The sequence below is a fragment of the Rhizobium sp. GCM10022189 genome (assembly GCF_042656325.1).
GTDB lineage: Bacteria > Pseudomonadota > Alphaproteobacteria > Rhizobiales > Rhizobiaceae > Rhizobium.
In genome coordinates, this window is the sequence record NZ_JBHSOR010000008.1 from 156,359 (window position 1) to 179,384 (window position 23,026).

The 23,026-nt window shown below is 62.7% G+C and carries 21 protein-coding genes; 11 read left to right on the forward strand and 10 right to left on the reverse strand.

Translation table 11 applies throughout. From position 1 onward, the window contains the following. Positions 1 to 23 precede the first annotated feature (23 nt). Complete coding sequence (locus tag ACFPWW_RS08440; protein ID WP_377311358.1) at positions 24 to 161, forward strand: hypothetical protein; 138 nt, start codon at positions 24 to 26, stop codon at positions 159 to 161. Positions 162 to 212: 51 nt separating this feature from the next. Here the strand turns inward: ACFPWW_RS08440 and ACFPWW_RS08445 are convergent, their stop codons facing one another. Beyond that, a complete protein-coding gene (locus tag ACFPWW_RS08445; RefSeq protein ID WP_377311359.1) occupies positions 213 to 1,682 on the reverse strand; it encodes an aldehyde dehydrogenase in 1,470 nt (489 codons plus the stop codon). 354 nt (positions 1,683 to 2,036) lie between these two features. Between ACFPWW_RS08445 and ACFPWW_RS08450 the strand changes: the two genes are divergently transcribed. The 4 genes from ACFPWW_RS08450 (at position 2,037) to ACFPWW_RS08465 (ending at position 6,329) form a co-directional block, all read left to right on the forward strand. Beyond that, positions 2,037 to 2,957, forward strand: a complete 921-nt coding sequence (locus ACFPWW_RS08450) for a methylenetetrahydrofolate reductase (protein ID WP_377311360.1) — start codon at positions 2,037 to 2,039, stop codon at positions 2,955 to 2,957. A gap of 32 nt (positions 2,958 to 2,989) precedes the next feature. Further along, entirely contained in the window at positions 2,990 to 4,243 is a 1,254-nt protein-coding gene (locus tag ACFPWW_RS08455; RefSeq protein WP_377311361.1) for a LysR family transcriptional regulator, read from the forward strand. A gap of 50 nt (positions 4,244 to 4,293) precedes the next feature. Continuing rightward, positions 4,294 to 5,265 (forward strand): D-2-hydroxyacid dehydrogenase family protein, encoded by a 972-nt coding sequence (locus tag ACFPWW_RS08460; protein ID WP_377311362.1) that lies wholly within the window; start codon positions 4,294 to 4,296, stop codon positions 5,263 to 5,265. A gap of 104 nt (positions 5,266 to 5,369) precedes the next feature. Then, positions 5,370 to 6,329 carry an NAD(P)-dependent oxidoreductase gene (locus ACFPWW_RS08465; protein ID WP_377311363.1) on the forward strand — a complete coding sequence of 320 codons (960 nt, stop codon included), beginning with the start codon at positions 5,370 to 5,372 and terminating at the stop codon, positions 6,327 to 6,329. A gap of 41 nt (positions 6,330 to 6,370) precedes the next feature. Here the strand turns inward: ACFPWW_RS08465 and ACFPWW_RS08470 are convergent, their stop codons facing one another. The 3 genes from ACFPWW_RS08470 to ACFPWW_RS08480 are packed head-to-tail and all read right to left on the reverse strand — an operon-like array spanning position 6,371 to position 8,788. Further along, on the reverse strand, positions 6,371 to 7,297 hold the full coding sequence (locus tag ACFPWW_RS08470; protein WP_112563020.1) for a dihydrodipicolinate synthase family protein: 927 nt from the start codon (positions 7,295 to 7,297) through the stop codon (positions 6,371 to 6,373). Further along, the gene (locus tag ACFPWW_RS08475; protein ID WP_377311364.1) at positions 7,294 to 7,998 is read right to left on the reverse strand and encodes a ribonuclease activity regulator RraA; all 705 of its coding nucleotides are present in this window, start codon (positions 7,996 to 7,998) and stop codon (positions 7,294 to 7,296) included. Before ACFPWW_RS08475 ends, ACFPWW_RS08470 begins: the two co-directional genes overlap by 4 nt. 10 nt (positions 7,999 to 8,008) lie before the next feature. After that, positions 8,009 to 8,788 carry an SDR family oxidoreductase gene (locus ACFPWW_RS08480; RefSeq protein WP_377311408.1) on the reverse strand — a complete coding sequence of 260 codons (780 nt, stop codon included), beginning with the start codon at positions 8,786 to 8,788 and terminating at the stop codon, positions 8,009 to 8,011. Between the two features lie 99 nt (positions 8,789 to 8,887). Between ACFPWW_RS08480 and ACFPWW_RS08485 the strand changes: the two genes are divergently transcribed. Further along, on the forward strand, positions 8,888 to 9,775 hold the full coding sequence (locus tag ACFPWW_RS08485; RefSeq protein ID WP_112563026.1) for a LysR family transcriptional regulator: 888 nt from the start codon (positions 8,888 to 8,890) through the stop codon (positions 9,773 to 9,775). Between the two features lie 5 nt (positions 9,776 to 9,780). Here the strand turns inward: ACFPWW_RS08485 and ACFPWW_RS08490 are convergent, their stop codons facing one another. The 5 genes from ACFPWW_RS08490 to ACFPWW_RS08510 all read right to left on the reverse strand — a co-directional run bounded on the left by ACFPWW_RS08490 (position 9,781) and on the right by ACFPWW_RS08510 (position 15,721). Next, the gene (locus ACFPWW_RS08490) at positions 9,781 to 10,605 is read right to left on the reverse strand and encodes a glycoside hydrolase family 16 protein (protein ID WP_377311365.1); all 825 of its coding nucleotides are present in this window, start codon (positions 10,603 to 10,605) and stop codon (positions 9,781 to 9,783) included. Between the two features lie 50 nt (positions 10,606 to 10,655). Then, a complete protein-coding gene (locus tag ACFPWW_RS08495) occupies positions 10,656 to 12,137 on the reverse strand; it encodes a lipopolysaccharide biosynthesis protein (protein WP_377311366.1) in 1,482 nt (493 codons plus the stop codon). 93 nt (positions 12,138 to 12,230) lie between these two features. After that, positions 12,231 to 13,475, reverse strand: coding sequence for a glycosyltransferase family 4 protein (locus ACFPWW_RS08500; protein WP_112563030.1), 1,245 nt, complete (start codon positions 13,473 to 13,475; stop codon positions 12,231 to 12,233). Continuing rightward, the gene (locus ACFPWW_RS08505; RefSeq protein ID WP_377311367.1) at positions 13,472 to 14,863 is read right to left on the reverse strand and encodes a glycosyltransferase family 4 protein; all 1,392 of its coding nucleotides are present in this window, start codon (positions 14,861 to 14,863) and stop codon (positions 13,472 to 13,474) included. Before ACFPWW_RS08505 ends, ACFPWW_RS08500 begins: the two co-directional genes overlap by 4 nt. Positions 14,864 to 14,983: 120 nt before the next feature. Further along, positions 14,984 to 15,721, reverse strand: a complete 738-nt coding sequence (locus ACFPWW_RS08510; protein WP_112704799.1) for a Crp/Fnr family transcriptional regulator — start codon at positions 15,719 to 15,721, stop codon at positions 14,984 to 14,986. Between the two features lie 472 nt (positions 15,722 to 16,193). Between ACFPWW_RS08510 and ACFPWW_RS08515 the strand changes: the two genes are divergently transcribed. From ACFPWW_RS08515 to ACFPWW_RS08535, 5 genes are all read left to right on the forward strand, one after another. Further along, positions 16,194 to 16,907, forward strand: coding sequence for a sugar transferase (locus tag ACFPWW_RS08515; RefSeq protein ID WP_112563034.1), 714 nt, complete (start codon positions 16,194 to 16,196; stop codon positions 16,905 to 16,907). A gap of 86 nt (positions 16,908 to 16,993) precedes the next feature. Next, the gene (locus tag ACFPWW_RS08520; RefSeq protein ID WP_377311368.1) at positions 16,994 to 18,742 is read left to right on the forward strand and encodes a GumC family protein; all 1,749 of its coding nucleotides are present in this window, start codon (positions 16,994 to 16,996) and stop codon (positions 18,740 to 18,742) included. Beyond that, a complete protein-coding gene (locus ACFPWW_RS08525) occupies positions 18,739 to 19,689 on the forward strand; it encodes a glycosyltransferase family 2 protein (protein WP_377311369.1) in 951 nt (316 codons plus the stop codon). The genes ACFPWW_RS08520 and ACFPWW_RS08525 overlap by 4 nt, the downstream gene beginning before the upstream one ends. A gap of 8 nt (positions 19,690 to 19,697) precedes the next feature. Further along, entirely contained in the window at positions 19,698 to 21,071 is a 1,374-nt protein-coding gene (locus ACFPWW_RS08530; RefSeq protein ID WP_377311370.1) for a polysaccharide biosynthesis/export family protein, read from the forward strand. 133 nt (positions 21,072 to 21,204) lie between these two features. Then, positions 21,205 to 22,656 (forward strand): hypothetical protein, encoded by a 1,452-nt coding sequence (locus tag ACFPWW_RS08535; protein WP_377311371.1) that lies wholly within the window; start codon positions 21,205 to 21,207, stop codon positions 22,654 to 22,656. Between the two features lie 29 nt (positions 22,657 to 22,685). On the opposite strand, the gene ACFPWW_RS08540 is transcribed toward ACFPWW_RS08535, so the two are convergent. Further along, positions 22,686 to 22,982: a hypothetical protein gene (locus tag ACFPWW_RS08540; protein WP_377311372.1), complete on the reverse strand. Its 297-nt coding sequence runs from the start codon at positions 22,980 to 22,982 to the stop codon at positions 22,686 to 22,688. Positions 22,983 to 23,026 lie beyond the last annotated feature (44 nt).

Consider the following 23,026-nt stretch of genomic DNA (forward strand, 5'->3'; position numbering starts at 1 on the left):
ACCTGACGGCTTGCAGATATCTCATGATGATCCTCCTCGCCGGCGCGCACCTCCACGCCCGCCTGCCGCTGAAAATACTAGGAATGCCGGCAGCAGCAGGCAATTTCGTTCTGCTGACGGGTCATAAGCTGAGCGTACAGATCGACCCGGAGCCGACCTGAAAGGACGGCCGCCAAAGCCCCTCTCCGGCGACCGTCCGTCCCCGCCGGCACTCAGGCGAAATGGATGGTTTTCAGCTCGATGTAATTGTCGAGGCCCTCGATCCCGCCTTCGCGGCCCTGCCCCGATTCCTTGACACCCCCGAAGGGCATGGTCGGATCGACGATATTGCCGTTGATCGTCAGACCACCGGAGCGGATACGGCGCGCGACGCGATAGGCGCGCTCCGGATCGGCACTGTAGATCGCGCCGTTGAGGCCATAGGCGCTGTCATTCGCCTTGCGGATCGCGTCCTCCTCGTCGCTGTAGCTGATGACGCAAACAACCGGCCCGAAGATTTCCTCCTGGGCAATCTTCATGGCCGGCGTCACATCGGTGAAGACGGTCGGCTCGACATAGAAGCCTTTTTCCAGCCCGGCCGGACGACCGCCGCCGCAGGCAAGCGTCGCGCCACCCCGGATGCCGGCATCGATATAGGCCTTCACGCGCTCCAGCTGACGGCCCATCGCCAGCGGCCCCATATGCACAGCGGGATCGGAAGGATCGCCGACCTTGATGTTGGAAACCGCACCCAGGAAAAGGTCGAGGAATTCCTGCTTGCGCGTCTCCGGCACGAGGATACGCGTCAGCGAAAAGCAGACCTGGCCGGTGATCGGCATGGTGTAGACCATCAGGCTCGGCAGCGCCTGCCTGAAATCGGCATCGTCGAGCAGAAGCGCCGCCGATTTGCCGCCAAGCTCCAGACTGACACGGGCAAGGCGCTCGGCGCAGGCCGCCGCGATATGTTTGCCCGCCGCCGTCGAGCCGGTGAAGGCCACCTTGTCGACGCCCCTGTGGCGGATCAGATAATCACCCGCCTCGCGTCCCGCCGGGACAAGGTTGAAGACACCCTTCGGCAGGCCGGCCGCCTCGATGCATTCGGCAAGGATATAGGCCTCCAGCGGGGTTTCCGGCGAGGGCTTGGAAACGAAGGTGCAGCCCGCCGCCAGACCCGCCGCGATCTTGTAGCTCAAAAGCACCATCGGCGCATTCCAGGGCGTGACCGCAGCACACACGCCGACCGGTTCTTTGACGACCCGCACCTTGCCGCCATCGGCGCGCGTGCGCTCATCGACGAAACTGTAGGAGTTGCCGTCGATCAGATCGGCGTAATAGTTGAAGAGTGTCGCGTTCTGCGGCACCAGCTTTTTCGTCAGCATGATCGGCGCCCCGACCTGCAGCGTCCAGGCTTCAGCGATCTCGTCCAGCCGTTCGGTGATATTTTCTGCGACCTTGCGCAGATAGCCGGCTCGCTCCCGAGGCGAAAGCCGCGGCCAGGGGCCGTTGTCGAAGGCGTCACGGGCGGCAGCCACCGCCGCATCCATATCCTCGGCCGAACCTTCGGGATATCGCATCATCAGTTCTTCGGTGACCGGCGAGACCACATCGAGCATCCGGTCCGAAAGCGGGTTCACCCATTCGCCGCCGATGAAGAATTTCTCGGGCGCATGCAGCACGGACTTCGGCTTGGTCATGAGATTCATTGCTGCTCCTCCTTGAGACATGAAGACGGTTTGCGGGCTCGAACGAGCCGGCAATTCAAGCACTTCAGCGCCTGCGCCGGGTAAGGCCCGGCCAATGTCATGCCAATGTTCCCGTGCCGGCCTCCTCCACGAAACCTGCACGTCCTCCGGGAAGCAGACTGCCAGATGAGACTTTGGCGCGCAAGCCGCATTTCCGCAGATCAGTCAATTCTTCTCGACAAAATGAATACCTCACATCTGCGCAGCATGCAGATTTTCGCATTTTATAGGCAAAATCGACTCTTCTTGATTGAAATGAATCCAGTGATGTATACATTTCGAGGGGAGTGGAAGAGCATCAAAGGGAGCGATGCGATGGCGTTGTTGAATTTCGCCGGCAAGTCCAGGGTAAGCGCGCCGGAGCCGGAATTCGCAGACATGATCGACGGCTGGTCGATCGAGGTCATGCCGCGCACCGCCGCCAAGATCGACGACTTCCGCCCTCTCCTGCCGCCTGGAACCCGCGTCTACATCGCCCACCTCGATGGCACGCCGATAGAGGACATGCTGGCAACGGCAAGGAGGCTGACGGGGCAAGGCTTTGCGGTCATGCCACATATACCGGCCCGCAGCATTCCCGATATCGGCACATTGGCAAACTGGCTGGAGCGCTATCGCGGCGAAGCCGACGTCCGCCAGGCGCTGTTGCTGGGCGGCGGCCGGACAGCACCGGCAGGCGATTTCCATAGTTCCATGCAATTGATCGAGACGGGCCTTTTCGATCACCACGGCTTCACCCACCTGCATTTTGCCGGCCATCCGGAAGGCAGCCGTGAGGTCGATCCGGACGGATCGACCGCCCTTGCCGATCAGGCGCTGCTCTGGAAGCAGGATTTCGCCTCCCGAACCGATGCCGAACTTGCCATCACCACCCAATTCACCTTCGATCCTCAGCCCGTCATCGACTGGGCGGAGCGCGTCCAGGCGGCCGGTGTCACCATGCCCATCCATGTCGGCATTGCCGGCCCGGCAAGGCTGCAGACCCTGATCAAATATGCAGTCTCCTGCGGCATCGGCCCTTCCATGAAGGTTTTGCAGAAACGCGCCATGGACATGACGAAACTGCTGCTGCCCTATGAGCCGACCGATCTCGTCGCCGCCCTCGCCGATCACAAGGCAAGAAGGCCCGAAAGTCTCGTCAGCCGATTGCATATCTTTCCGCTCGGCGGCATCCAGGTCGCGGCCGACTGGATGAACAAACACCGTTCCGTCGAAACATCTGTCGCGCTACCCTGACATTGCCCGGCAGCGGGCCTTCAGGAAGAGCCATGCCGACGCCAACCTATCCGAACCTGCGCCATATCAGGCTGTTTGTCGCCTGCGCCGAGACCGCCTCGCTGACATTGGCCGCAACCGCTCTCGGCATCACTCAGCCGGCGGCCTCCCAGGCCCTGCGGCGGCTGGAAAAGCATCTGGATACAAGCCTTGTCGAACGCGACACCATGACGCTGACGGCGGAAGGCAGGATCGCCCTGCAGCGGTCCCGCCGCCTGCTTGACCTTATCCGTCAGGCCTGCCCGCCGGCCGCAAGAGCCGCGATCGTCACTGTCGAAACCCGACTGGCATGGCCTCACCTGCGCGCCATCGCGACATTTGCCGAACACGGCAGCTTCAGCGCCGCAGCCCGCATGCTGGGACAATCCGAACCCGCTGTGCAGCGCGCCGCCCGCGAGGCGGAAGCCGTCATGGGTGTTTGCCTCTTCGAAAATTCCGGCCGCAACGTCCGCCTGACGGTGGCAGGCCTTTCCGCCGCCCGCTGGTTCAGCCTGGCGCTTGCTGAGTTCGTCAGCCTGCGCGACGAGCTTCTGGAGGCCCGCAACCACTATGCCGGCCGCATTTCGATCGGCACGCTGCCGCTGACCCGAACCTTCCTCGTGCCCGAGGTGATCGCGCATCTTGCCAACCGCTTTCCGCTCGCACGTTTCGAGATCGTCGAGGGAAGCTACGAAGTGCTGGTCGACGATCTCGAACGCGGCCGGATCGATATCCTCGTCGGCGCACTGCGCAGAAACCTTGTCTCCAACACGCTGCATCAGGAACCGCTTTTCGATTTCGAGCTTAGCGTCGTCGGACGTGCCGACCATCCGCTGGCGCAGTCCCGCAAGATCACGCCGGATGACCTCGCCGGCTATCCCTGGGTCGTCGCCCGCCGCGGCACGCCCTCGCGTGAAACTTTCAACGCCATGGCCGCAACCTTTCCGAAGGACAAACCCGCCCGCCGGAGCGTCGAGACCGGCTCGCTCAACGCGATCAGGGGCGTGCTTCTGAAATCCGATCATCTCGCGCTGCTCTCCCGCCACCAGATCCGCTATGAGCTGGCGGCGAACTTCCTGGCCGTGATGGACTATCCGCTGCCGGATTCGCGCCGCCCCGTCGGCGTCACGCTGCGCCGCCACTGGCTGCCGACGACGCTTCAGGCTGAATTCCTTGCTCTGCTCCGGCAGCATTCGGCAGAACTCGACGGGCCAACACCGCTTTCACGATTGCGCGAGCGGCCACCATCGCCCTCGAATATGCGATAAAGCTTCTCCGGCCCGGGTGACAAACATCGATACTTCGTGGAGTTTTTCCAATGCCTTTACGCTGCGCTATTCTCGATGACTACCAGCGCGTCGCCCTCACCATGGCCGACTGGAGCAATGTCGAAGGAAAGGTCGAGATCAACCGTTTCGACGACCACATTGCCGATACCGATGCGCTGATCACCCGGCTGGCAGACTACGACATCGTCATCGCCATGCGGGAACGGACCGCCTTCGACGCCGAACGCCTCAGCAGGCTGCCGAAGCTGAAATTGCTGGTTACGACCGGCATGGCCAATGCCTCGATCGACATGGCCGCGGCCGCCCGCCTTGGTATTGCGGTTGCCGGCACGCGCGGCTTCGTCGGCTCGGCCGCGGAACTGACCTGGGCACTGCTCATGGCGCTTGTTCGTCATATTCCCTCCGAAGTCGCCAACTTCCGTGCAGCCCGGAACCCCTGGCAGCTGTCGGTCGGGCGCGATCTCCGGGGACTGACGCTCGGCATCGCCGGCCTTGGCAAGCTCGGCCAGCAGGTCGCCGCCTATGGTCGCGCCTTCGGCATGAACGTTGCCGCCTGGTCGCGCTCCAACACGCCGCAAAAGAGCGCCGATCTCGGCATAGGCTACGCCGCCTCCCTCGATGAACTGCTGGCCGCCGCCGATATCGTCACGATACATCTGACCCTGAACACGCAAACAACAGGCATCATCGGCAGGCGCGAACTCGGCCTCATGAAGCCGGGCGCGATTCTCCTCAATACGTCCCGCGGTCCACTCGTCGATGAACCGGCATTGATCGCCGCGCTGGAAAGCGGTCATCTCGCAGGCGCCGGCCTTGACGTTTTCGATGAGGAGCCCCTGCCCGCAAACCACGCCTTCCGGCGCCTCGCCAATGTGGTCGCCACCCCGCATCTCGGCTATGTGACAGAGGCGACCTATCGCATATTCTATGGCGATGCCGTCGAGAATATCGCCGCCTGGATCGAGGGAAAGCCGGTCCGTATTCTCAATTCCTCGAATTAGATCGGGAAAGGCCGTGGCGGAAACTCCACGCACCGGCCAGGAAGCCTTTCGGCAATCGGCGCGACGCAATATGCTGCGGCATCTCACTCCTGGGAAAAGTGCATATGACAGATGAAAAATACCGCGTGCTCGTAACGAGTAACGCACTGGCGAAGCCTGCCTGCGAAAGGCTGGAGCGAGCCGGCATGTCTCTCGAATTCACGGTGGCGATGCCCGACGAACAGGCTCTGCTCGACGCTGTCGGCAGCGGACCGGTCCACGCAATCCTGCTGCGCGGCAACCCGCCGATCACGCGGCGGCTCATCGAGACGGCAAGGTCGCTCAAGATCATCGCCAAGCATGGCGCCGGCGTCGACAGCGTCGATCTGCAGGCCGCTCGTGATGCCGGTGTCGCCGTCACCACCGCCGGTGAAGCGGGCGCGGCTGCGGTTGCGGAACTCGCGCTCTCCATGATCATGGCTCTCGGCCGGGATCTGCCACGGTTGACCGATCGCATGCGCGACAGCCACTGGGACCGCGGAGGATACCAGGGTCGCGAACTTGCGGGTCGAACGCTCGGCATCATCGGCCTCGGCCATATCGGCGGACGGATGGCTGTGACGGCGCACGCGCTGGGCATGAGGGTGATCGCCGCAAGGCCGGGTGGCACTCCTCGGACGGGGGAACTTCCCGTCACCGCAGTCACCTTCGAACAGCTGCTGGAAACGGCCGATATCGTCAGCCTTCATTGCCCTGCGACGCCGGAAACCACGGGCCTGATCGACACAACGGCAATCGGCCGGATGAAAGCCGGCGCGCTGCTCATCAATACGGCGCGCGGCGCATTGGTAGACGAGGCCGCCGTTGCCGAAGCGCTCCGTTCCGGCAAGCTTGCCGGCGCTGCCTTCGACACTTTCTCGGAAGAGCCGGTCAATCCGAGCAATCCGCTGCTGACGGCCCCGAACATTATCCTGACCCCGCATATCGCCTCGCAGACGAGTGCCGCGGTCGAGCGGACCGGGCTTCAGACGGCAGACAACATCATTGCCGCGCTGCGTGGGACGGAAGCCGGACCTGCATCCTGAGCACGAACGGCTCCCCGCCTGAGCGCGGGGAGCCAGGTGCCTCAGACAGGTGCGCGCGGATCATGCCGCGCGAGACGGCGCAGAAGATAATCGACCTCGGCCCGTGCCGTCACGCTGAGAGCGCTTCCGGGCTTGCGCTGCGCATCCGATGTGATGACGCCCCGGCGCATGAGAACATGCTTGCGAACGGCAAGCCCGACGCCGAGCTGCTGCTCGTAACGGATCAGCGGCAGATGCGCGTCGAAGAGATCGTGCGCTTCGTCGCGCTTGCCGGCCGCAAAGAGACCGACCAGCTCGACCAGCATGTCGGGGAAGCCATAGCCGGTCATGGCGCCGTCCGCACCGCGCTCCGGCTCGAAATCGAGGAACATGCCGCCATTGCCGCAGAGGATCGAGAAGGGGCGCAGCTCGCCGGCCTTCTGCAGGGCACGCAGTTTCGAGATCTTCTCCAGCCCCGGCCAATCCTCGTGCTTGAGCATCAGGCATGAGGGATGATCGGAAATGATCCTGGCGATCACGCTCGCCGACATGACGACCGTCAGTGTCAGCGGATAGTCCTGCAGCACCCAGGGAACGTCCGTGCCGACGGCCTCGACGGCCTGGGCGAAATACTGGACGATCTGCTCGTCGGTGCGCAGCGCCGGCGTCGGCGCGATCATCACGCCGGCAGCCCCCATGTCCATCGCATCGCGGGCGAGCGAGCGCATCGCCGCAAAGCCGGGTGCCGAGACGCCGACGATAACGGGCACTCTGGACCGGCCGACCACCTGGCGAATGATCGCCCGCGATTCCGCCGGTTCCAGCTTCGGCGCCTCACCCATGATGCCGAGGATGGTCATGCCGGTGACGCCGCTATCCTGATAGAAATCGGTCAGCCGGTCGATCGATGGCGTATCAAGCGTGCCATCCGCCAGGAACGGCGTGGTTGCGATGGCATAGACGCCCTTTGCGTCGGGTCCGAAGCTCATTGTGCATCCTTCCACGCCTGATAGCGTGCTTTTGTTTCCGCATTCATGGGATAGAGACCGGGAAGCGGCACGCCCCGGTCGATCTCGGTCATGATCCAGGCTTCCATGCGCTCCTGCTCCGGTGCCTCGGCAAGTACTGCCTCCAGGAGAGCGGCCGGGATGAGCACTGCGCCATCCTTGTCGGCAACGACGATATCGCCAGGAAAAACCGCGACGCCGCCACAGGCGATCGGCTGCTGCCAGCCGACGAAGGTCAGCCCGGCGACCGAAGGGGGCGCAGACATGCCGTCGCACCAGACGGGCAGCCCGCTTGCAAGCACGCCTTCCAGGTCGCGCACCACACCGTCGGTGACGAGAGCCGCGACCCGACGCTTCATCATCCGCGCGCAGAGAATATCACCGAAAATGCCGGCATCCTGCACGCCCATGGCATCGACCACGGCAACGCATCCTTCCGGCATGTCTTCGATCGCCGCTCGCGTGGAAATCGGCGAAGCCCACCTCTCGGGCGTCGCCAGATCCTCGCGCGCCGGCACGAAGCGCAGAGTGAATGCCGGCCCGACGACCCGCTCCTGGCCGGGCCTCAGCGGCCTGGTGCCGCGCATCCAGACATTTCTCAGCCCCTTTTTCAGAAGCACTGTCGTCAGTGTTGCCGTGGAAACGCCCTTCAGGGTTTCGACGACAGCCGGATCGAGAGACATTGTCGGCACCTCATATGCTCTGGATGAGGCCGCCGTCGATACGGATGACGGAGCCGGTGATATAGGATGCGCGCGGGCTGGCCAGAAAAGCAACCGTGTCCCCATATTCCTCCGGTCGTCCGTAACGCCCGACAGGGATCGAGGCGGTGCTCTCCGCCGTCACCTCTTCCACGGGCCGGTGTTCGCGCTTGGCCTTCTGCTCGTCGAGGAAGGTGATGCGGCCGGTCGCGATGCGCCCCGGCAGCACGATATTGGCGGTAATCCCGTCCCGCCCGATCTCGCGGGCAAGCGTCTTCGACCAGCCGACCAGCGCCAGGCGCAAGCTGTTCGAGATCCCGAGATTGGGGATCGGCGCCACGACGCCCGAAGACGTCGACGTGATGATGCGGCCCCAGCCGCGTTCTTTCATGCCGGGCAGCACGGCATCCGTTACCGCAATCACCGAGCGTACCATCATGTCGAAATATTTCGACCAGGTCTCGGCCGCCTGGCCGGATGCGGGCGTCGGTGGCGGACCACCCGTGTTGTTGACAAGGATATCGACAGGTCCGAACGCTTTGGCGATTGCCGCCAGTCTTGCCTCGATGACGGAGAGATCGGCAATGTCCCAGCCGATAGCAAGCGCCTGTCCTGCGGCGGAAACAATGCCTTCCGCCGTCTTTGCGGCCGCCGCCTCATCGATATCGGCAACGGCGACGCGGACGCCTTCCTGAGCCAGCGAGCGGGCAATCGCCCCACCCAGTCCACCACCCGCGCCGAATACCAGCGCGGTCTTTCCGTTCAATTGCATATCCAAGGCAGGTACTCCCGTTTCGCCCGCATTATGGCGATCGCAAGAAGAAGAAAAATCTCGCTTTTTCTGCTTTCAGAAGATAGAAAATCTGTTCTTATGGAGACACGTTTTCTCGATACTTTCCTCCTGGTTGCCGAGCTTGGATCACTGGCCGAAGCCTCCCGCCGCCTCGGCATCACACCGGCCGCGGTCGCCCAGCGCATGCAGGCACTGGAAGACGATGTCGGCGTGCCGCTCCTGACCCGCGTCGGCCGCCGCGTGCGCCCGACCGATACCGGCCACGCCATCATCGAAAAGAGCCGCAGGATCCTCGCCGAGGTCCGCGACCTGCGCAGCCTCGCCAATGCCGATCTGCCCTCCGGCGAGCTTCGGCTCGGCGCTATCACCACCGCGCTGACCGGGCTGCTGCCGGCCGCTCTTCATGAAGTGTTTGCCAGCATGCCGCATGTGGAGGTCTTCCTGTTGCCCGGCCCCTCCACCGATCTCTATCAGCGGCTGATAGACCGCGATATCGACGCGGCGATCCTCGTGAAACCACCTTTTTCAATACCGAAAACATTGGAATGGGAGCTGCTGCGCGCCGAACGCCTGGTTCTCGTCGCCCCTGCCGACTGCCAGGGCGAGAACCCGCACACGCTCCTGAAGACCCGTCCCTTCATCCGCTACGACCGCAACAACTGGGGCGGCCGTCTTGCCGACGAGTATCTTCAAAGGCAGGGCCTGAAACCGGCCGAGCGGCTGGAACTCGATTCCCTCGAGGCGATCTCGGTCATGGTCGCCAACGGGCTCGGCGTTTCGCTGGTGCCGGACTGGGCAAGGCCCTGGCCGGAAGGCCTCAACCTCGCCGTCCTCGAACTGCCCGTGCCCTTTCCACCGCGAGAGGTCGGCATGCTCTGGCCACGCAGTTCCCCGTCGCGCCGTCTGACCGGCATCGTGCTCGATGCGCTCAAGCGCTCGCAGACCGCCCTCCGGCCCCAGCCATAGAGCCTTTATTCGCCGGAAACGAGGCTCTTGCGCTGGTAGACATGGATATAGTCGACCAGCAGGTAGGACGGGTTCGGCGTCTCGTCGATCGGCCAGCCTGCCCCGAGCGCAAGATTGACCAGCGGGTAGAAGGGCATCTGGAATTCCGGCGGCGTGTCGAAGCTCCACAGCGGCTTGCGGTCCAGATAGAAGGTTGATTTCTGCGGGCCGATATCCACGCCGAACGTATGGTAGTCGCTGCTGAGCGAGCCTTCGGGCACATTCGTCAGGTGGCCGTCCGTCGTGTGCTGGTTGCTCGGCCGCCAGACGTGATAGCCTATGCTGAACTCGCCGGGCGCGCGACCGTAATATTCGATCACGTCGATTTCCGAGGTGAATTTGGACCGGTCGAGACCGATCAGCCAGAAGGCCGGCCAGACGCCCTTGCCCGGCGGCAGCTTCATGCGGGCTTCGAAATAGCCGAATTTTTGCGAGAAGCCCTCGCCCTTCGGATTGGTCGAAGCGATGAGACCGGACCGCCACTTGCCGTCCGCATCCTTGCGAGCCTCGATCCGCAAGATGCCGTCATTGACCGTAAAAGGAAAACCGTCCATCGGGTCGGTAAAGCGGGCATCGCCGAAATCGCCGTTCCAGGGGGTGTGGGCGATCCAGCGCGATCGGTTTTCTCCCCAGGCCGAAACATCGAGCGTGTTGAAGTCCTCGGCGAAGGTGAGCTGAAAATCGTCGAGATTGAGCGGTTCTTCCGCTTCGCTGGGCCGAGGGCCGGGCGGGCCGAAAAGGCAGATGAGGATCAGAAGCGCAAATCTACCGGCAAACTTCGCGTGACGCATGGTTCTCCCTCCAGGAGATCTCGACCCCGTTGCGGGGTTTTGCGAGCCGATCATGAAACGACGACTCCGTTTCGCCAGGGCATAAACCTCCTGACAATGATGGCTTCCAGCCCGTCGGGCCGCCCCGCCACCTGCCACAGGAGCAGGGAAGAGAGCCAGAAGATGGCAAGAGCTGCACCGCTGCAGAGGCCGACGCCAATGACAAGGTCGATGCCGAGCGGCATGGCGATGAGAACGGGCTGAATCCAGAGCAGGAAGCCGATCATCGGCAGGCAGGCCGCAAGCGGCCGGACGACCGCATGGAACTGCGCGCCGATCGAGGCACCGATCAGCCGGCGGGTGATGATGATGCAGACGGCACAGGCAACGACAGCGGCGATGACGCGCGCGGCCAGCGCGCCGTCAAGCCCGAACATCATCACGCCGAGCACCGTAACCGGCGCCCGCACCGCAAATTCAGCAAACATCCTGAGCGCCACATAGCGGGTCTTGTCGAGAACCATGACGACCGGCGGCATGATCGTCGTCGGCAGGCCGATCAGGCTGACGATGCACAGCCACTGCAGGATCGGTGCCGCAAACGCCCACTTCTCGCCCACGACAATGCGCAGGATCGGTTCGGCCAGCAGGATGATGACGAGCAGGATCGGCGCCGCCACGACCATGATCGCGTTGGTGGCCTTCAGATAGGCCGCCGTCTGCTTGCCCCGATCGCTGACGTTGGAAAAACCGGCCATCAGCGGACGCATGAGCGGACCGACGAATGTCTGATAGGGAATGCCGGCAAGGTTGTCCGCGACGCTGAAGGCGCCATAGGTGGAAAGGCTCGTGAAACGCGGCAGCAGCAGCCGATCCATCTGCCAGTTGAGCGAATTGAGAACCTGCGAAACCGTGTTCCAGCCGATCATGTCCTGGAAATGTTTCCATTCCGAGAGGCTGAGTCTGGGCCGCATCGGCGCGAAGATATAGGAGACGATAGTCGCCGCGGTCGGCCCTGCGACGGCGCCGAACGCCAGCCCCCAGTAGCTGTCCGTCGCGAGTGCCACGCCTACACCGAAAATCAGGGTCGACCCTTTGGTGATGAGGTCGAGGGCAAATTCGCGCCGGAAGTCGAAGCGCTGCATGAAAAGCACCATGCGCGGGCTGATCACGCTTCGCATCGCCGGCGCGATCGAAACCACGGCAACGAGCGGAAAAAGCCGCGTGTCGTTATAGACGACAGCCATCGGCCAGGCGATGACGATCATCAGCAGGCTGATCGCGACCCCTCTGATGAGGCTGAGCGTGAAGGCGGTTGCAAACATCCGCTCCGATGGCGAGGGAATGCGTACCAGCGCCTGGGTGAGCGGAAGATCGAGGATCGCCTCGACGATCACGAGAACCGACGTAGCGATGGCGACGATGCCGAAATCGGCCGGGCTCAGAAGTCGCGCAAGCACAAGCAGGCTCACGAAATCGAGCAGTCGTGCCAGGAATTTTCCGCCGATTGTCCAGATACTTGCTGTTGCCGTTTTATGCGATACGCTTGACACGATCTGGTCCCTGGCCATGTGCAACCAACCTTTTCCGGGGCGCCGGCCTACCCGCCGCTCCGGTTTTGCCGGCCTCCTGGCCGATTTTGCGCGTCAGCTTGCCTTCCTCCTGACGGGGCTTGCGGCCTGGCGCCCGTGTTTGGCCAGTTGCTCGTCGATCAGCAAGCCGAGGCGGTCGCGGAAAACCGCGGCGGAGAATCTCAGCGCGTGGTTTCGGATCGCGGCCGGATCGAGCGTATCCTCGACCGCCTCGAACGCCGCCATCGTTTCCATCAGCGCTTCCACGCTCTGCTCTGCAAAACGGAAGCCGACATGCGGCGCGCAGACGGTTTCGCGCGCGCCTCCGGCATCAAGGGCCAGAACCGGCCGGCCGGACGCCATCGCTTCCACGGGAAGAATGCCGAAATCTTCGATGCCGGGGAACAGCAGCGCCCGGCAACGCGACAGGTGATCGCGCAGAACCGGGAACGGCTGGTGGCCGAGGAATTGTACGGTCGGCCCGGCGATTGACCTCAGATAGGCTTCCTGCTCGCCCTCCCCGATCACGACCAGATTGCGGCCCATTTCCGTGCAGGCCTTCACGGCAATATCCGGCCGCTTATAGGCGGTGAGCTGGCCTGCATAGAGATAGAATTCGCCCTTGCCCTGCCCGATGGCGAAATCGTCGGTCGCAACCGGCGGATAGATGACGACGGCGTCGCGGTCATAAAAGCGGCGGATACGGCCCGCGACATAGCTGGAATTCGCCACGAACGTATCGACGCGCGAGGCGGTCGTTACATCCCAGGCACGCAGCATCGGGGCGGTGAGCGACATCATGGCCTTGCCGACCCAGGAAACGCCGCGCCGGTAGACGTGAAACTGATCCCAGATATAGCGCATCGGCGAATGGCAGTAGCAGATGTGAAGCGCATCCGCCCGCGTGATGATGCCCTTGGCAGGGCCGGATTCGCTTGAAATGACAAGATCATAGTCCTGAAGGTCGAAGTGCTCGAGCGCAAAGGGCATGAGCGGCAGCATCTTCGTGTAGTGGCGCGTCGCCCGCGGAATCTTCTGCAGGAAGGACGTATATATGTTGCGGCTGTTCAGGAAATCGCTGGTCCGGTCGGGATTATGGACCAGCGTGAAGATATCTGCCTGCGGAAACATGCGGCAGAGTTCCTCCACCACCTTTTCGCCACCGCGCATCGACACCAGCCAGTAGTGGACGATGGCGACGCGAAGCGGTTTCGCCTCGGCCCTGCCGCCGGCCTCGACGGCCCGGCTTCGCGCCACGACGGGGGCATCGCCCCGGAATGCCATTGCTTCTGGGAGAGAGCTTGCTGCTTTGACAGTCACCTGAACGCTCCTTGTACAATTGCCCCGCCCCTCGGCTCGGGCACCACATGTGTCGGAATGAGACTGCGATATTGAGCGAGAAGGGCGTCGCGCCATTCTTCGTGCGTCGTTGCCAGATTGGGCGACAGCCGGAAGGCACGCTCGCTCATCAGGCGGACACCCTCCCTGGGCATCTGGCGGAAGGCCGCCAATGTCGCGGCAAAGGCCTGCTCGTCCATTGTGTTGCAGGAGATCGCCATTCCGGCCCTCTCCATTTCCTCTGCAAGGAAAGCGCCCTTGGTTATGATGACGGGAAGGCCGCTGCGCGCCGCCTCGATCGCCACGAGGCCGAACGGTTCGGGATAACGGGACGGCATGACGAGTGCGCTTGCGGTGCGGATGATCCGGCCGATCTCCGCATGCGACTGCCAGCCCATGGCCCGCACGTGCTCGCCGGCCGCCGCAACCTTCGGCATCAGCGGTCCGTCACCGATCACGCAGAGCCTTGCGCCGGCGCGGCGCACGGCAGCAAGCGCGTCTTCTATGCCCTTTTCCTCATCCAGCCGGCCGATGAAGACGAATTCGTCATTGTCCTCGGCTGCGACACGCTCGGCCGTCAGCGGCGCGATCGGGTTGCGGATGGTGATCAGCCGTTCCGGCCGGTAGCCCGAACCGACGAGGAATTCGGCCATCTTTTCATGGAGCAGAATGACCCTGCCGAAGGCGGGACGGCTTCTGAGCGCACGGAAGAGATTGGCGCCGCGCGCCGTTCGCCACAGTTTCTGCGCATAGCTGCGCTTGTCGCAGGAAGTGGCGATGCAGCTTGCCCCGAGCGGGCGCCGCCGGCAGATCTCTTGCGCCCGATAATCGAAGAACGCCCCGTTGGGGCATCCGTTGAAAAAATCGTGCGCGTGAACGACGCATCGCTCGGCAACCGGCGCAAGCGCATCGAAGACGGCCGGCGACAGGATCTGATGCCAGCCATGAACATGGTAGGCCGTCTTCGGCGTATCGTTGGCACGTATCCAGGCGGAAATCATGCCGGCGGCCGCGGGATTGTGAATGCCTGTTGCGAAGGCCTTCGCACGATTGGAGCTCAGAAGGTCGCGGCTGTTGAGCTTGACGATCGGGACGCCGAGAGAGGCAAGCTCCTCGTTGGCGCCGTCGTCGCCGCATATATAGGTCACGGCAATGCCGAGCCCGCGCAAGAGTTTCGCCGACAGTACCGCAAGCGCGGTCGCCCCGCCCCTCGCCGTCGAATAGTCATCGATGATGACCACGCGGTCGAGCACCGGTCGCGCAGCGATACCGTCCCTCCATATTTTGGCATAGCGTCCGGAAGCCGGCCACCGCAACGTCGAAACGGCGGACCCATTTTCCTCAGGACGCAGTTGGCCGATGTCGTTCATAGAAGCTCTCCGACGACAGACACAATGGATGCTTTTGACGGCTAGGCCCCTACGCCGTCCATGAGAGGTGAAGTGGTCGCGAGCCGGCGGCAGACGCTCGCCGGTTCGGGACGAAGCGCACTATTTTGCCGAGGCTGCACCGTCGGCATAGGCTTCCAGCGCCTTGCGGTTGAGGATACGGATCCTGCCTTGAGCCCCGTCGATCACCTTGCATTCGCGCAGGCGCCGCAAGCACTGGTTGACCTTTTCGCGAGAGGCCGGAAGCGTCGCCGCCAGGTCGTTCTGGGAAATGACCAGCACGTCCCGGTTGGCCGGCGTATCCCTTCCGTAGACAGAAGACAGCCGCAGAAGCATTGCCGCCAGTCGCGACTGCAGGCTCGATCCGGCATTCGAAATGATGCGGCGCTCCAGCTCGGAAACGCGCGCAAGCGTTCTGGAAAAGACCTTTTCCTGAAACTGCGGATCGGTTGCGTACCTTTCCCGCAGCAGCCGGCCTTCGAAGAAGTATAGCTCGCAATCCGAACTGGCCCTATACTCCAGGTTCAGCATCTGCTTGCGCAATACTTCAAGTTCGCCGATCAGACCTCCCCTCGGAATGATCTCGACAATGAATTCCCTGCCATCCGGCAGCATCGTACTGGCGCTGACCAGCCCGCGCTGCACGCGAGCAAACATGTCTACAAAGACTCCGGCGCCTGCGATTAGTTCGCCGCGTCGGAAGTTGCGTACAGTCGCGCGGCAGAACGGGAAGTCGTCGTCGTTTGAGATGCGGTTGTTCAAAGATGAATCCGGAACAACGCTAATAGCCGCCTTGCCCATAGCGACCCTATAGTCTCTCGCTTGTGTAGCTCCGTCCATGCGCATAACTCCCCAAACAAACAGATTGGTCATAGCTGATGCTGCACTGCATCATTTATATTGTCCTAACTTGAGAGTCAAATAACAATCGAAGATGACAAGAGCATCTCAAATAATAGTGACGATACCAGCAGTTATATAGATTATATTTTTTCTAGCATCCGTCGAATTCGAGGGGTGTATTATGCCGAATTGCCCATTTTTGGGGCGATTGAAATCAACATTGTCCAAAAAACAGTTATAACGCCCGACTTTATCTATTCAAGCCGCGCGTTCTGACGCCATACTAAGTTAAAATCTCGAATAAAATTAGGATTTGGAAATCCTCTGCCGCTGAATTCGTGGCGAACTCCGTAGCATCACAGTATTAGCATAAAGAATTTGCTAATCATTATGACCGCGGTCACAGACAAGCACATTGCGCTGCACCAAACTTCATAAGGTTCTAAACGGAAACTGTTGGAGTCGGTCAATGACTTGGGAAGCACAGAGTATTGAAGTTCGTGAATCCTGGCCGAATGTTGACCAGTCCGGGCCGAACAAGGATCGGCGCTCGGCATCGCGGCCCCACGTCGTCGGCAGGGCATCCAAGCGGGCGGTTGATATCGCGATGGCGGCCACCGCCCTGGTTCTGCTGTCGCCGCTGATGTTGATCGTGGCACTCATCGTAAAGTTGAGCGATCAGGGACCGATCTTCTATTCGCATACGCGCATTGGTTACGGAGGCGCCGCCTTCGGCTGCCTCAAGTTTCGCACGATGAAGACCGATGCCGCCGCCCAGCTCGCCGAACTGCTGCGCACCAATCCGTCAGCGCGAGCCGAGTGGGAAGCGACGCGGAAACTGAAGAACGATCCGCGTATTACGACGGTGGGCGAGATCCTGAGGAAGTCCAGCATTGATGAGCTGCCGCAGCTCATCAATATCCTGCGCGGCGAAATGAGCATCGTAGGCCCGCGACCGGTGACGGCCGACGAGCTCACCCGCTACGGCGAGCATGTGACGAGCTACATGGCCGCAAGACCGGGCCTGACCGGGCAGTGGCAGACCAGCGGGCGTAACGATGTCAGCTACGAATACCGCGTTGCGCTCGATGTCCAATATGTCCGCAACTGGTCGCTCACGCGCGATTTCATCATCATCGCGAAGACCGTTCCGGCGCTGTTTTCGCAGCGCGGCTGCTACTAATCCGCAAACGACATATGGCCCCGCCGGGCCATGCACCTGCTGGACAGCAACGAAGAAGACACTCTCGCCCTTTGGATCAGGACACTATGAACTCAAATCACGTCTTCAGCAGCGTCTCCCCGATATCCCTGCCGGCCGCCGTCAGCGCGAGTTCGCCGCTGACGCTGCGGGACATGTCCTTTTTCGTCAGAATGCGCTGGCCCTGGATAGGGTCGACCATCCTGGCCTTCGTGGCGCTCGCCGGCGCCTATCTTCTGATCGCCAAGCCGACTTACGTGGCCAGTACCCAGCTTATGGTCTTCCCGCAGGTGAACGGCTCGGACGCCCAAAGAGCCTTCGCCGAAGACGCCTTCATCGATGCGCAGCTTGAAATAGCCAAATCCAGCGATGTCCTTGGCGGCGCCGTGAACGCATTGAACCTCGCCGACGATCCGGCTTTTTCCGGTCAGGCCCTTTCCCTGCAGGACAGGGTCAAGGACTGGCTGACGGGCAACCTCGCCAGCACCACCCAGCCCGACACGGCACAGGATGCCGCGAACTCGAACAAGGCCCAGCCTGCGACGGGCCAGCAGACGTCGCGGACCGACTGGGCGATCGCGCGTCTGCGCAATATCGTCGCAATGCGCCGCATCGGCCAGTCGACGATCCTCGAAATATCCGCATCCGCATCCGACCCGCAGAGGGCGGTCGAGATCGCCGATGCCGTTGCCCAGCAATACATTCGCAAGAACGTTCAGATGAAGGCGGCGGCAGCCCAGCAATATAGCGAATGGCTGGAGCAATTCGTCAACGAACAGCAGCGCGGGCTTGCCGATGCCGCAAACGCGCTTGCCACCTTCAAGGCGAATCCGCGCGATCAGTTCAAGCTTGCGGAGTTGCAGAGCGCGACCGACGCCCGCCGCACGCTCTTCGAAAATACGCTTACCCAATATACCGAGGCCAAGCAGCGCATCTCCTATCCGGTCTCCGACGCGACCATCGTTTCGCAGGCGACCTCACCGCTCTCCAAGGCGCAGCCGAACAATTCGCTGATCCTTGCCTTCGCACTGATCGTCGGCGCCGGTTCCGGCCTCGGCCTCGCCATGATCCGCCATGTCAGCGACCGGCGCATCATGCGCACCCAGCAGCTCTCGCAGGCGGCTGGCCTGGCTTTCGTCACCTCTCTCGGACGCGCAAAGAGGAGCGGGCGCGCGGCCGCACTGCCGACCGCCGGCGACAGCGGCACCGTCGCCTATCCGATGATCCCGGGAATGGCCGAGCTTGGCGCGACCGTCACCGGCTTCCGTCGCAGACGGCGCGTGGTGATCGGCATCGTCGCCGTCAACCCGGGCGACGGAGCATCCACCATCGCCTGCGAACTGGCCGTGCTCTCGGCGATATCGGGCTCACGCACCCTGCTGATCGATGCGGCTGCGACGAAGTCCTCGCTCAGCAAGTCCATCGCCCCGAACAGTTCAGCCGGCCTGATCGACGTGCTCGACAATATCGAGGCGATCCGCACCGCCACCCTGTCACTGACGCCGACGCTGAAATTCCTGCCGCTCGGCAAGGTCCGCGCCGTGACACCCGCCATTCGCCTGAGCTCGCGCCGCACCCAGCTCAACTTCAACGATCTGAAGAAGGAATTCGACGCGATATTCGTCGATATCTCCGCCTTCACCTCGTCGCCGGACGCCAATGCGATCGCTCCGGAACTGGACGGCGTTCTCGTTGTGACCTGTTACGGCCAAACCTCGATCGACGAAACGGTCCGCGTCGTCGACAGCATGCGCAATGTCGGGGCAGAAATCCTCGGCGCGATCGTCAACAACACACCGTCGAGTGTTCAGCCATGACGATCCCGACATTGCAGGCACCCAAGCTCAAGATAGCCGTCGGCATTGCCTCGGCGGGCCGACCGGCGACGCTTCTGGAGACAGTCACCTATCTCGACGGCCTCCAGCCCCATCCGGAGCGCATCATCGTCTGCGTCCCCAGCCTGGATGACGCTGCCGGGCTCGCCGGCCGGAAGGGCGTGGAACTGATGCTCGGCCCTCGTGGCCTGACCTGCCAGCGCAATCGGATCATCGAGGCGGCAAGCGCGGACATGGACGTGCTGATCTTCCTCGACGACGACTTCATTCCGGCGCCGGGCTTCATTTCGCGCATGGCCGCCGTTTTCGCCGACGATCCGGATGTGGTCATCGCGACCGGCGACGTCCTCGCAGACGGCATCCTCGGCAAAGGGCTGACCCAGTCCGAAGCCATCGATGTCATCAAGACCGCCGGCGAAAGAGCCGAGCAGGTGACGGAAGTCTACAACGCCTACGGATGCAACATGGCGGTCCGGCTGGCACCAGTCGTCGGTCACGGCCTCGCCTTCGACGAGGAGCTGCCGCTCTACGGCTGGCTCGAAGATGTCGATTTCAGCCGCTCCATCGCCCGCTTCGGACGATCGGTGCGTATTTCGGGCGCCTGTGGCGTGCATCTTGGCGTCAAGTCCGGACGTCAGCCCGGCAAGAGGCTCGGCTACTCGCAAGTCGCAAATCCCGTGCACCTGATGCGCAAAGGCACCATGTCCGCGACCCGTGCGCTGGCGCAGATCGGCCGCAACATCCTGGCAAACGCCCGCGGCGCGCTGCTCAACGATCGCGCGGTCGACCGCCGCGGCCGGCTGAACGGCAATTTCCTGGCTTTGTCCGACCTTCTGACGGGACGTGCATCCCCGATGCGCATCCTCGAACTCAGCCAGTCCTCAAACCGTGAGATGGCCTCGCCATCCATCGCGGCAAAACGGAGGTAACAGACGCCATGAGACCCACGTTTTTCGCTGATCGTCTTGCGCTCGTCGGCCTTGCCGCCGTCTTCAGCTGCGCGATGGGATGGAGCGCTGCCCGCGCCGACAACTACACGCTCGTTCCCGAGGACAAGATAAAGCTGCGGATCGTGGAATGGCGGTCCGCCGATTCCAAATATGCGAGCTGGGAAGCTCTCGACGGAACCTACACTGTCGACGATGCAGGCAACCTGTCGATTCCGATCGCCGGCCAGATCAGGGCCTCCGGTCAGACGACCGAGCAGCTGTCGGATGCCATTTCAGATGCGTTGGCCGAAAAGGCCGACCTTCCCGGACGGCCGTTCATCGCCGTCGAAATCGACCAGCATGCGCCGATCTTCGTCAACGGCAGCATCGAGCGGCCGGGACGTTATCCCTTCGAGGCCAACATGACCGTCATCAAGGCCGTCAGCGTTGCCGGCGGCTACATGCGCGCGCGTGACGACAGCAGCTATTACGACCGCGACCGCATTCAGGCTGCCGGCGACTATCGTACAGCCGTCCTCAACCGCCGCGATCTCCTGATGCGTGCCGCGCGCCTGCGCGCCGAGATCGCCGGCCAGTCCGATTTCGACATTCCCGCCGAACTCGCCGGCGTACCCGATATCGACAAGCTCAAGGCAGAGGAACTGAACCTGATGCGCCTGCGGGCGGTCGAATCCAATAGCCAGATCGAGGCGGCAAACGATCTCAGCCGCCTCTACACGCAGGAAATCCAATCGCTCGAAGCCAAGATCGTCTCCCAGAAGCGGCAGATCGACCTTGCGCAGCAGGAGCTGAACAACGTCAACAGCCTCGTCAGCAAGGGCCTCACCAGCAACACCCGCCAATATTCGGTCGATCGCGGCCTGGCGGAAGCGCAGAGCGAATTGCTGGATCTCGAGATCGCGCTGACCAAGTCGCGCCAGGGTTTGAACGAGAGCGAGCGCGAAAAGGCAACCATCATCAACAAGCGGAACGCCGAAAACCAGCAGGAGCTGAACACGATCAGCCTGGCCATCAACAAGGCGGGCATCGATATGCAGGTGGCGCAACTGCTCGGCGATCAGGCCGGCTATAGCGCGGAACTCGCCCGCATGGGCGCGGAATCGACGCTCCTCGGCAAGACGAAAAAGAACTTCAAGATCGTTCGCCGCAACGAAGACGGCAGCTACAGCAATATCGTGGCCGATGAGAACACGGCCCTGCTGCCGCACGACATTATCGAGATCGGCGTCGAGGCAGCGGCCGATGTCTCCGCCGCCACGCCGGCGCCGCAGCCGCAGCAGGCGGCCGCCGCCCCTATTCCCGACATAGCCCGGAGCGATGCGCCGCCACCGAACTGGGTATCGCAGACAGGATCGAACTAGGAGACCACGGTAGGATTATGCCTGTTAGCATCGGAATTGAGTTCATGTCCGCATTTGCCGTCCTGTCGGGCCGCACGCATGGCCCGCGTGGCGCAGGAGCAGAGAATCCTCGGCCCCCGTCGGAGGCTGCGGCATGACAATAGAACCGATCGGCTTCCTTGTGCTCCTGCTCGGCCTCGCGCTCGTCTATTACGGATCCCGCTTCGCGATCACGGCGCTGTGCATCTCCACATTGCTCGGCGCAGCGGCAGCCTTCCAGCTTCCGGCACTCGGCGGCAGCAGCATTCAGCCGAGCCACCTCCTGCTCTTCTTCGTCACGATCGGCGTGCTGCTGCGTCCGCGCCAGAAACAGGCGGCGCTTACGAGCCTGGCCTATCCCGGCCCCGGCTTCTGGTTTGCCGCCTATGTCCTGTTTTCCGCGGTATCGGCCTTCTTCCTGCCGCGTATTTTCGCCGGCGCGACGTTGGTCTATTCATCCGCGCGCAGCAGTTCCGGCCTGATGTCGATCATGGCATCGCCGCTGGCGCCGGGTTCCTCCAATCTCACGCAGTCCGTCTACCTGCTCGGCGACCTCGTCTGCTTCGCCGTCGTCTGCGGTCTTGCCCGGCTGGGGCACGGACGCTTCATTGCCCGCCAGCTCATCGTCACGGCGCTGGTCTGCCTGGGTTTCGCCCTCGTCGATATCGCGACCTTCACGATCGGCCAGCCCGACCTGCTCGATTTCATGCGCAATGCCAATTACACGATGCACACGGCCGAGGTCATTGGCGGCTTCAAGCGCATTGTCGGCTCTTTCCCGGAAGCGAGCGCCTATGGGGCGGCTGCCCTTGTCTTCTTCTGCTTCACGCTCATCCTCTGGCTCGAGCGCTTCCCCAGCCGCTTTACCGGCTTTGCGACGCTGTCGATCGGCCTGACCTTGATCCTCTGCACGTCGACGACGGCCTATGTCGCCGGCCTCTTCATGATCGGCGTCGTGGTGCTGTTCGCACTCAGGCGTCTCCTGAGCGGCCAGGCGACGCGCCCCTATGCCACCTTCCTTTTGATTACGCTGCTGATGGTGCCTTGCGTGGTCCTGGCGATGGCGCTGATCCCCAGCGTCTGGAACGCTCTTGGCGACCTGGCGAACGTGACCCTTGCCAACAAGCTCGAATCCCAATCCGGCGAGGAACGTACCGCCTGGAACACGCTGGCGCTGATCTCCTTTGTGGAAACGGCCACCTTCGGGGCCGGGCTCGGCACCGTGCGCGCATCGAGCTTCGCCGCAGCCCTTCTGTCGAATGTCGGCCTCACGGGCACGGCTCTCTTCCTGCTCTTCCTCTACAGCCTCCTGATGGCCGCCGCCCGCAGCAAACTGGTGAACCGCGAAAACCGGGCGATCGGGATGGCCGCCGTTTTCGCCTCCGTCGCGCAGATCGCCTCGGCGACGATTTCCGGCAGCAGCACCGACCTTGGCCTGCTGTTCAGCATCACGGCCGGCCTTGCAAGCGGTTGCCTGGCAACACCCTATACGCTGCCGAACCGCATGGCCCGACTTCAGAGGACACCGGCATCTCTGATGAGTACGCCGGTATTTTCGTCACGATGATGTGCGGGGCCGAAAAGATGTCGGCGATATCAGCCTTGCCGCTGCTTGCCCGGCACAGGTGCCGGATCGGCCATGGCACTCTCCTTGGACGGCTTGCGGCTGCGACGCCAGAGCCCGGCTGCGAAGACGCCGGTCACATAGCAGGCCTGCATCAGCACGAGGATACCGAAACCGTAGAGCGCAGCCTCGAGCAGAGACGCGCTTTGGTGGGCCACGACGCCGAAACCGAGCGATACGACGATTGCGAATATGGCAAAGGCCCAGGCGCGAATGGCGGTTCCGGCTGCAAGCGAAATCAGTATCACAATGATCGTGCCGTTCAGCATTGCGATGCCTTATCCCTTCCTGTCGTCCCACATGCGCCCGTGCC

Coding starts and splice junctions, on each gene's coding strand:
- ACFPWW_RS08440 (WP_377311358.1), top strand. CDS start 24: ATGATGATCCTCCTCGCCGGCGCGCACCTCCACGCCCGCCTGCCGCTG.
- ACFPWW_RS08445 (WP_377311359.1), bottom strand. CDS start 1,682: ATGAATCTCATGACCAAGCCGAAGTCCGTGCTGCATGCGCCCGAGAAA.
- ACFPWW_RS08450 (WP_377311360.1), top strand. CDS start 2,037: ATGGCGTTGTTGAATTTCGCCGGCAAGTCCAGGGTAAGCGCGCCGGAG.
- ACFPWW_RS08455 (WP_377311361.1), top strand. CDS start 2,990: ATGCCGACGCCAACCTATCCGAACCTGCGCCATATCAGGCTGTTTGTC.
- ACFPWW_RS08460 (WP_377311362.1), top strand. CDS start 4,294: ATGCCTTTACGCTGCGCTATTCTCGATGACTACCAGCGCGTCGCCCTC.
- ACFPWW_RS08465 (WP_377311363.1), top strand. CDS start 5,370: ATGACAGATGAAAAATACCGCGTGCTCGTAACGAGTAACGCACTGGCG.
- ACFPWW_RS08470 (WP_112563020.1), bottom strand. CDS start 7,297: ATGAGCTTCGGACCCGACGCAAAGGGCGTCTATGCCATCGCAACCACG.
- ACFPWW_RS08475 (WP_377311364.1), bottom strand. CDS start 7,998: ATGTCTCTCGATCCGGCTGTCGTCGAAACCCTGAAGGGCGTTTCCACG.
- ACFPWW_RS08480 (WP_377311408.1), bottom strand. CDS start 8,788: ATGCAATTGAACGGAAAGACCGCGCTGGTATTCGGCGCGGGTGGTGGA.
- ACFPWW_RS08485 (WP_112563026.1), top strand. CDS start 8,888: ATGGAGACACGTTTTCTCGATACTTTCCTCCTGGTTGCCGAGCTTGGA.
- ACFPWW_RS08490 (WP_377311365.1), bottom strand. CDS start 10,605: ATGCGTCACGCGAAGTTTGCCGGTAGATTTGCGCTTCTGATCCTCATC.
- ACFPWW_RS08505 (WP_377311367.1), bottom strand. CDS start 14,863: ATGAACGACATCGGCCAACTGCGTCCTGAGGAAAATGGGTCCGCCGTT.
- ACFPWW_RS08510 (WP_112704799.1), bottom strand. CDS start 15,721: ATGGACGGAGCTACACAAGCGAGAGACTATAGGGTCGCTATGGGCAAG.
- ACFPWW_RS08515 (WP_112563034.1), top strand. CDS start 16,194: ATGACTTGGGAAGCACAGAGTATTGAAGTTCGTGAATCCTGGCCGAAT.
- ACFPWW_RS08520 (WP_377311368.1), top strand. CDS start 16,994: ATGAACTCAAATCACGTCTTCAGCAGCGTCTCCCCGATATCCCTGCCG.
- ACFPWW_RS08525 (WP_377311369.1), top strand. CDS start 18,739: ATGACGATCCCGACATTGCAGGCACCCAAGCTCAAGATAGCCGTCGGC.
- ACFPWW_RS08530 (WP_377311370.1), top strand. CDS start 19,698: ATGAGACCCACGTTTTTCGCTGATCGTCTTGCGCTCGTCGGCCTTGCC.
- ACFPWW_RS08535 (WP_377311371.1), top strand. CDS start 21,205: ATGACAATAGAACCGATCGGCTTCCTTGTGCTCCTGCTCGGCCTCGCG.
- ACFPWW_RS08540 (WP_377311372.1), bottom strand. CDS start 22,982: ATGCTGAACGGCACGATCATTGTGATACTGATTTCGCTTGCAGCCGGA.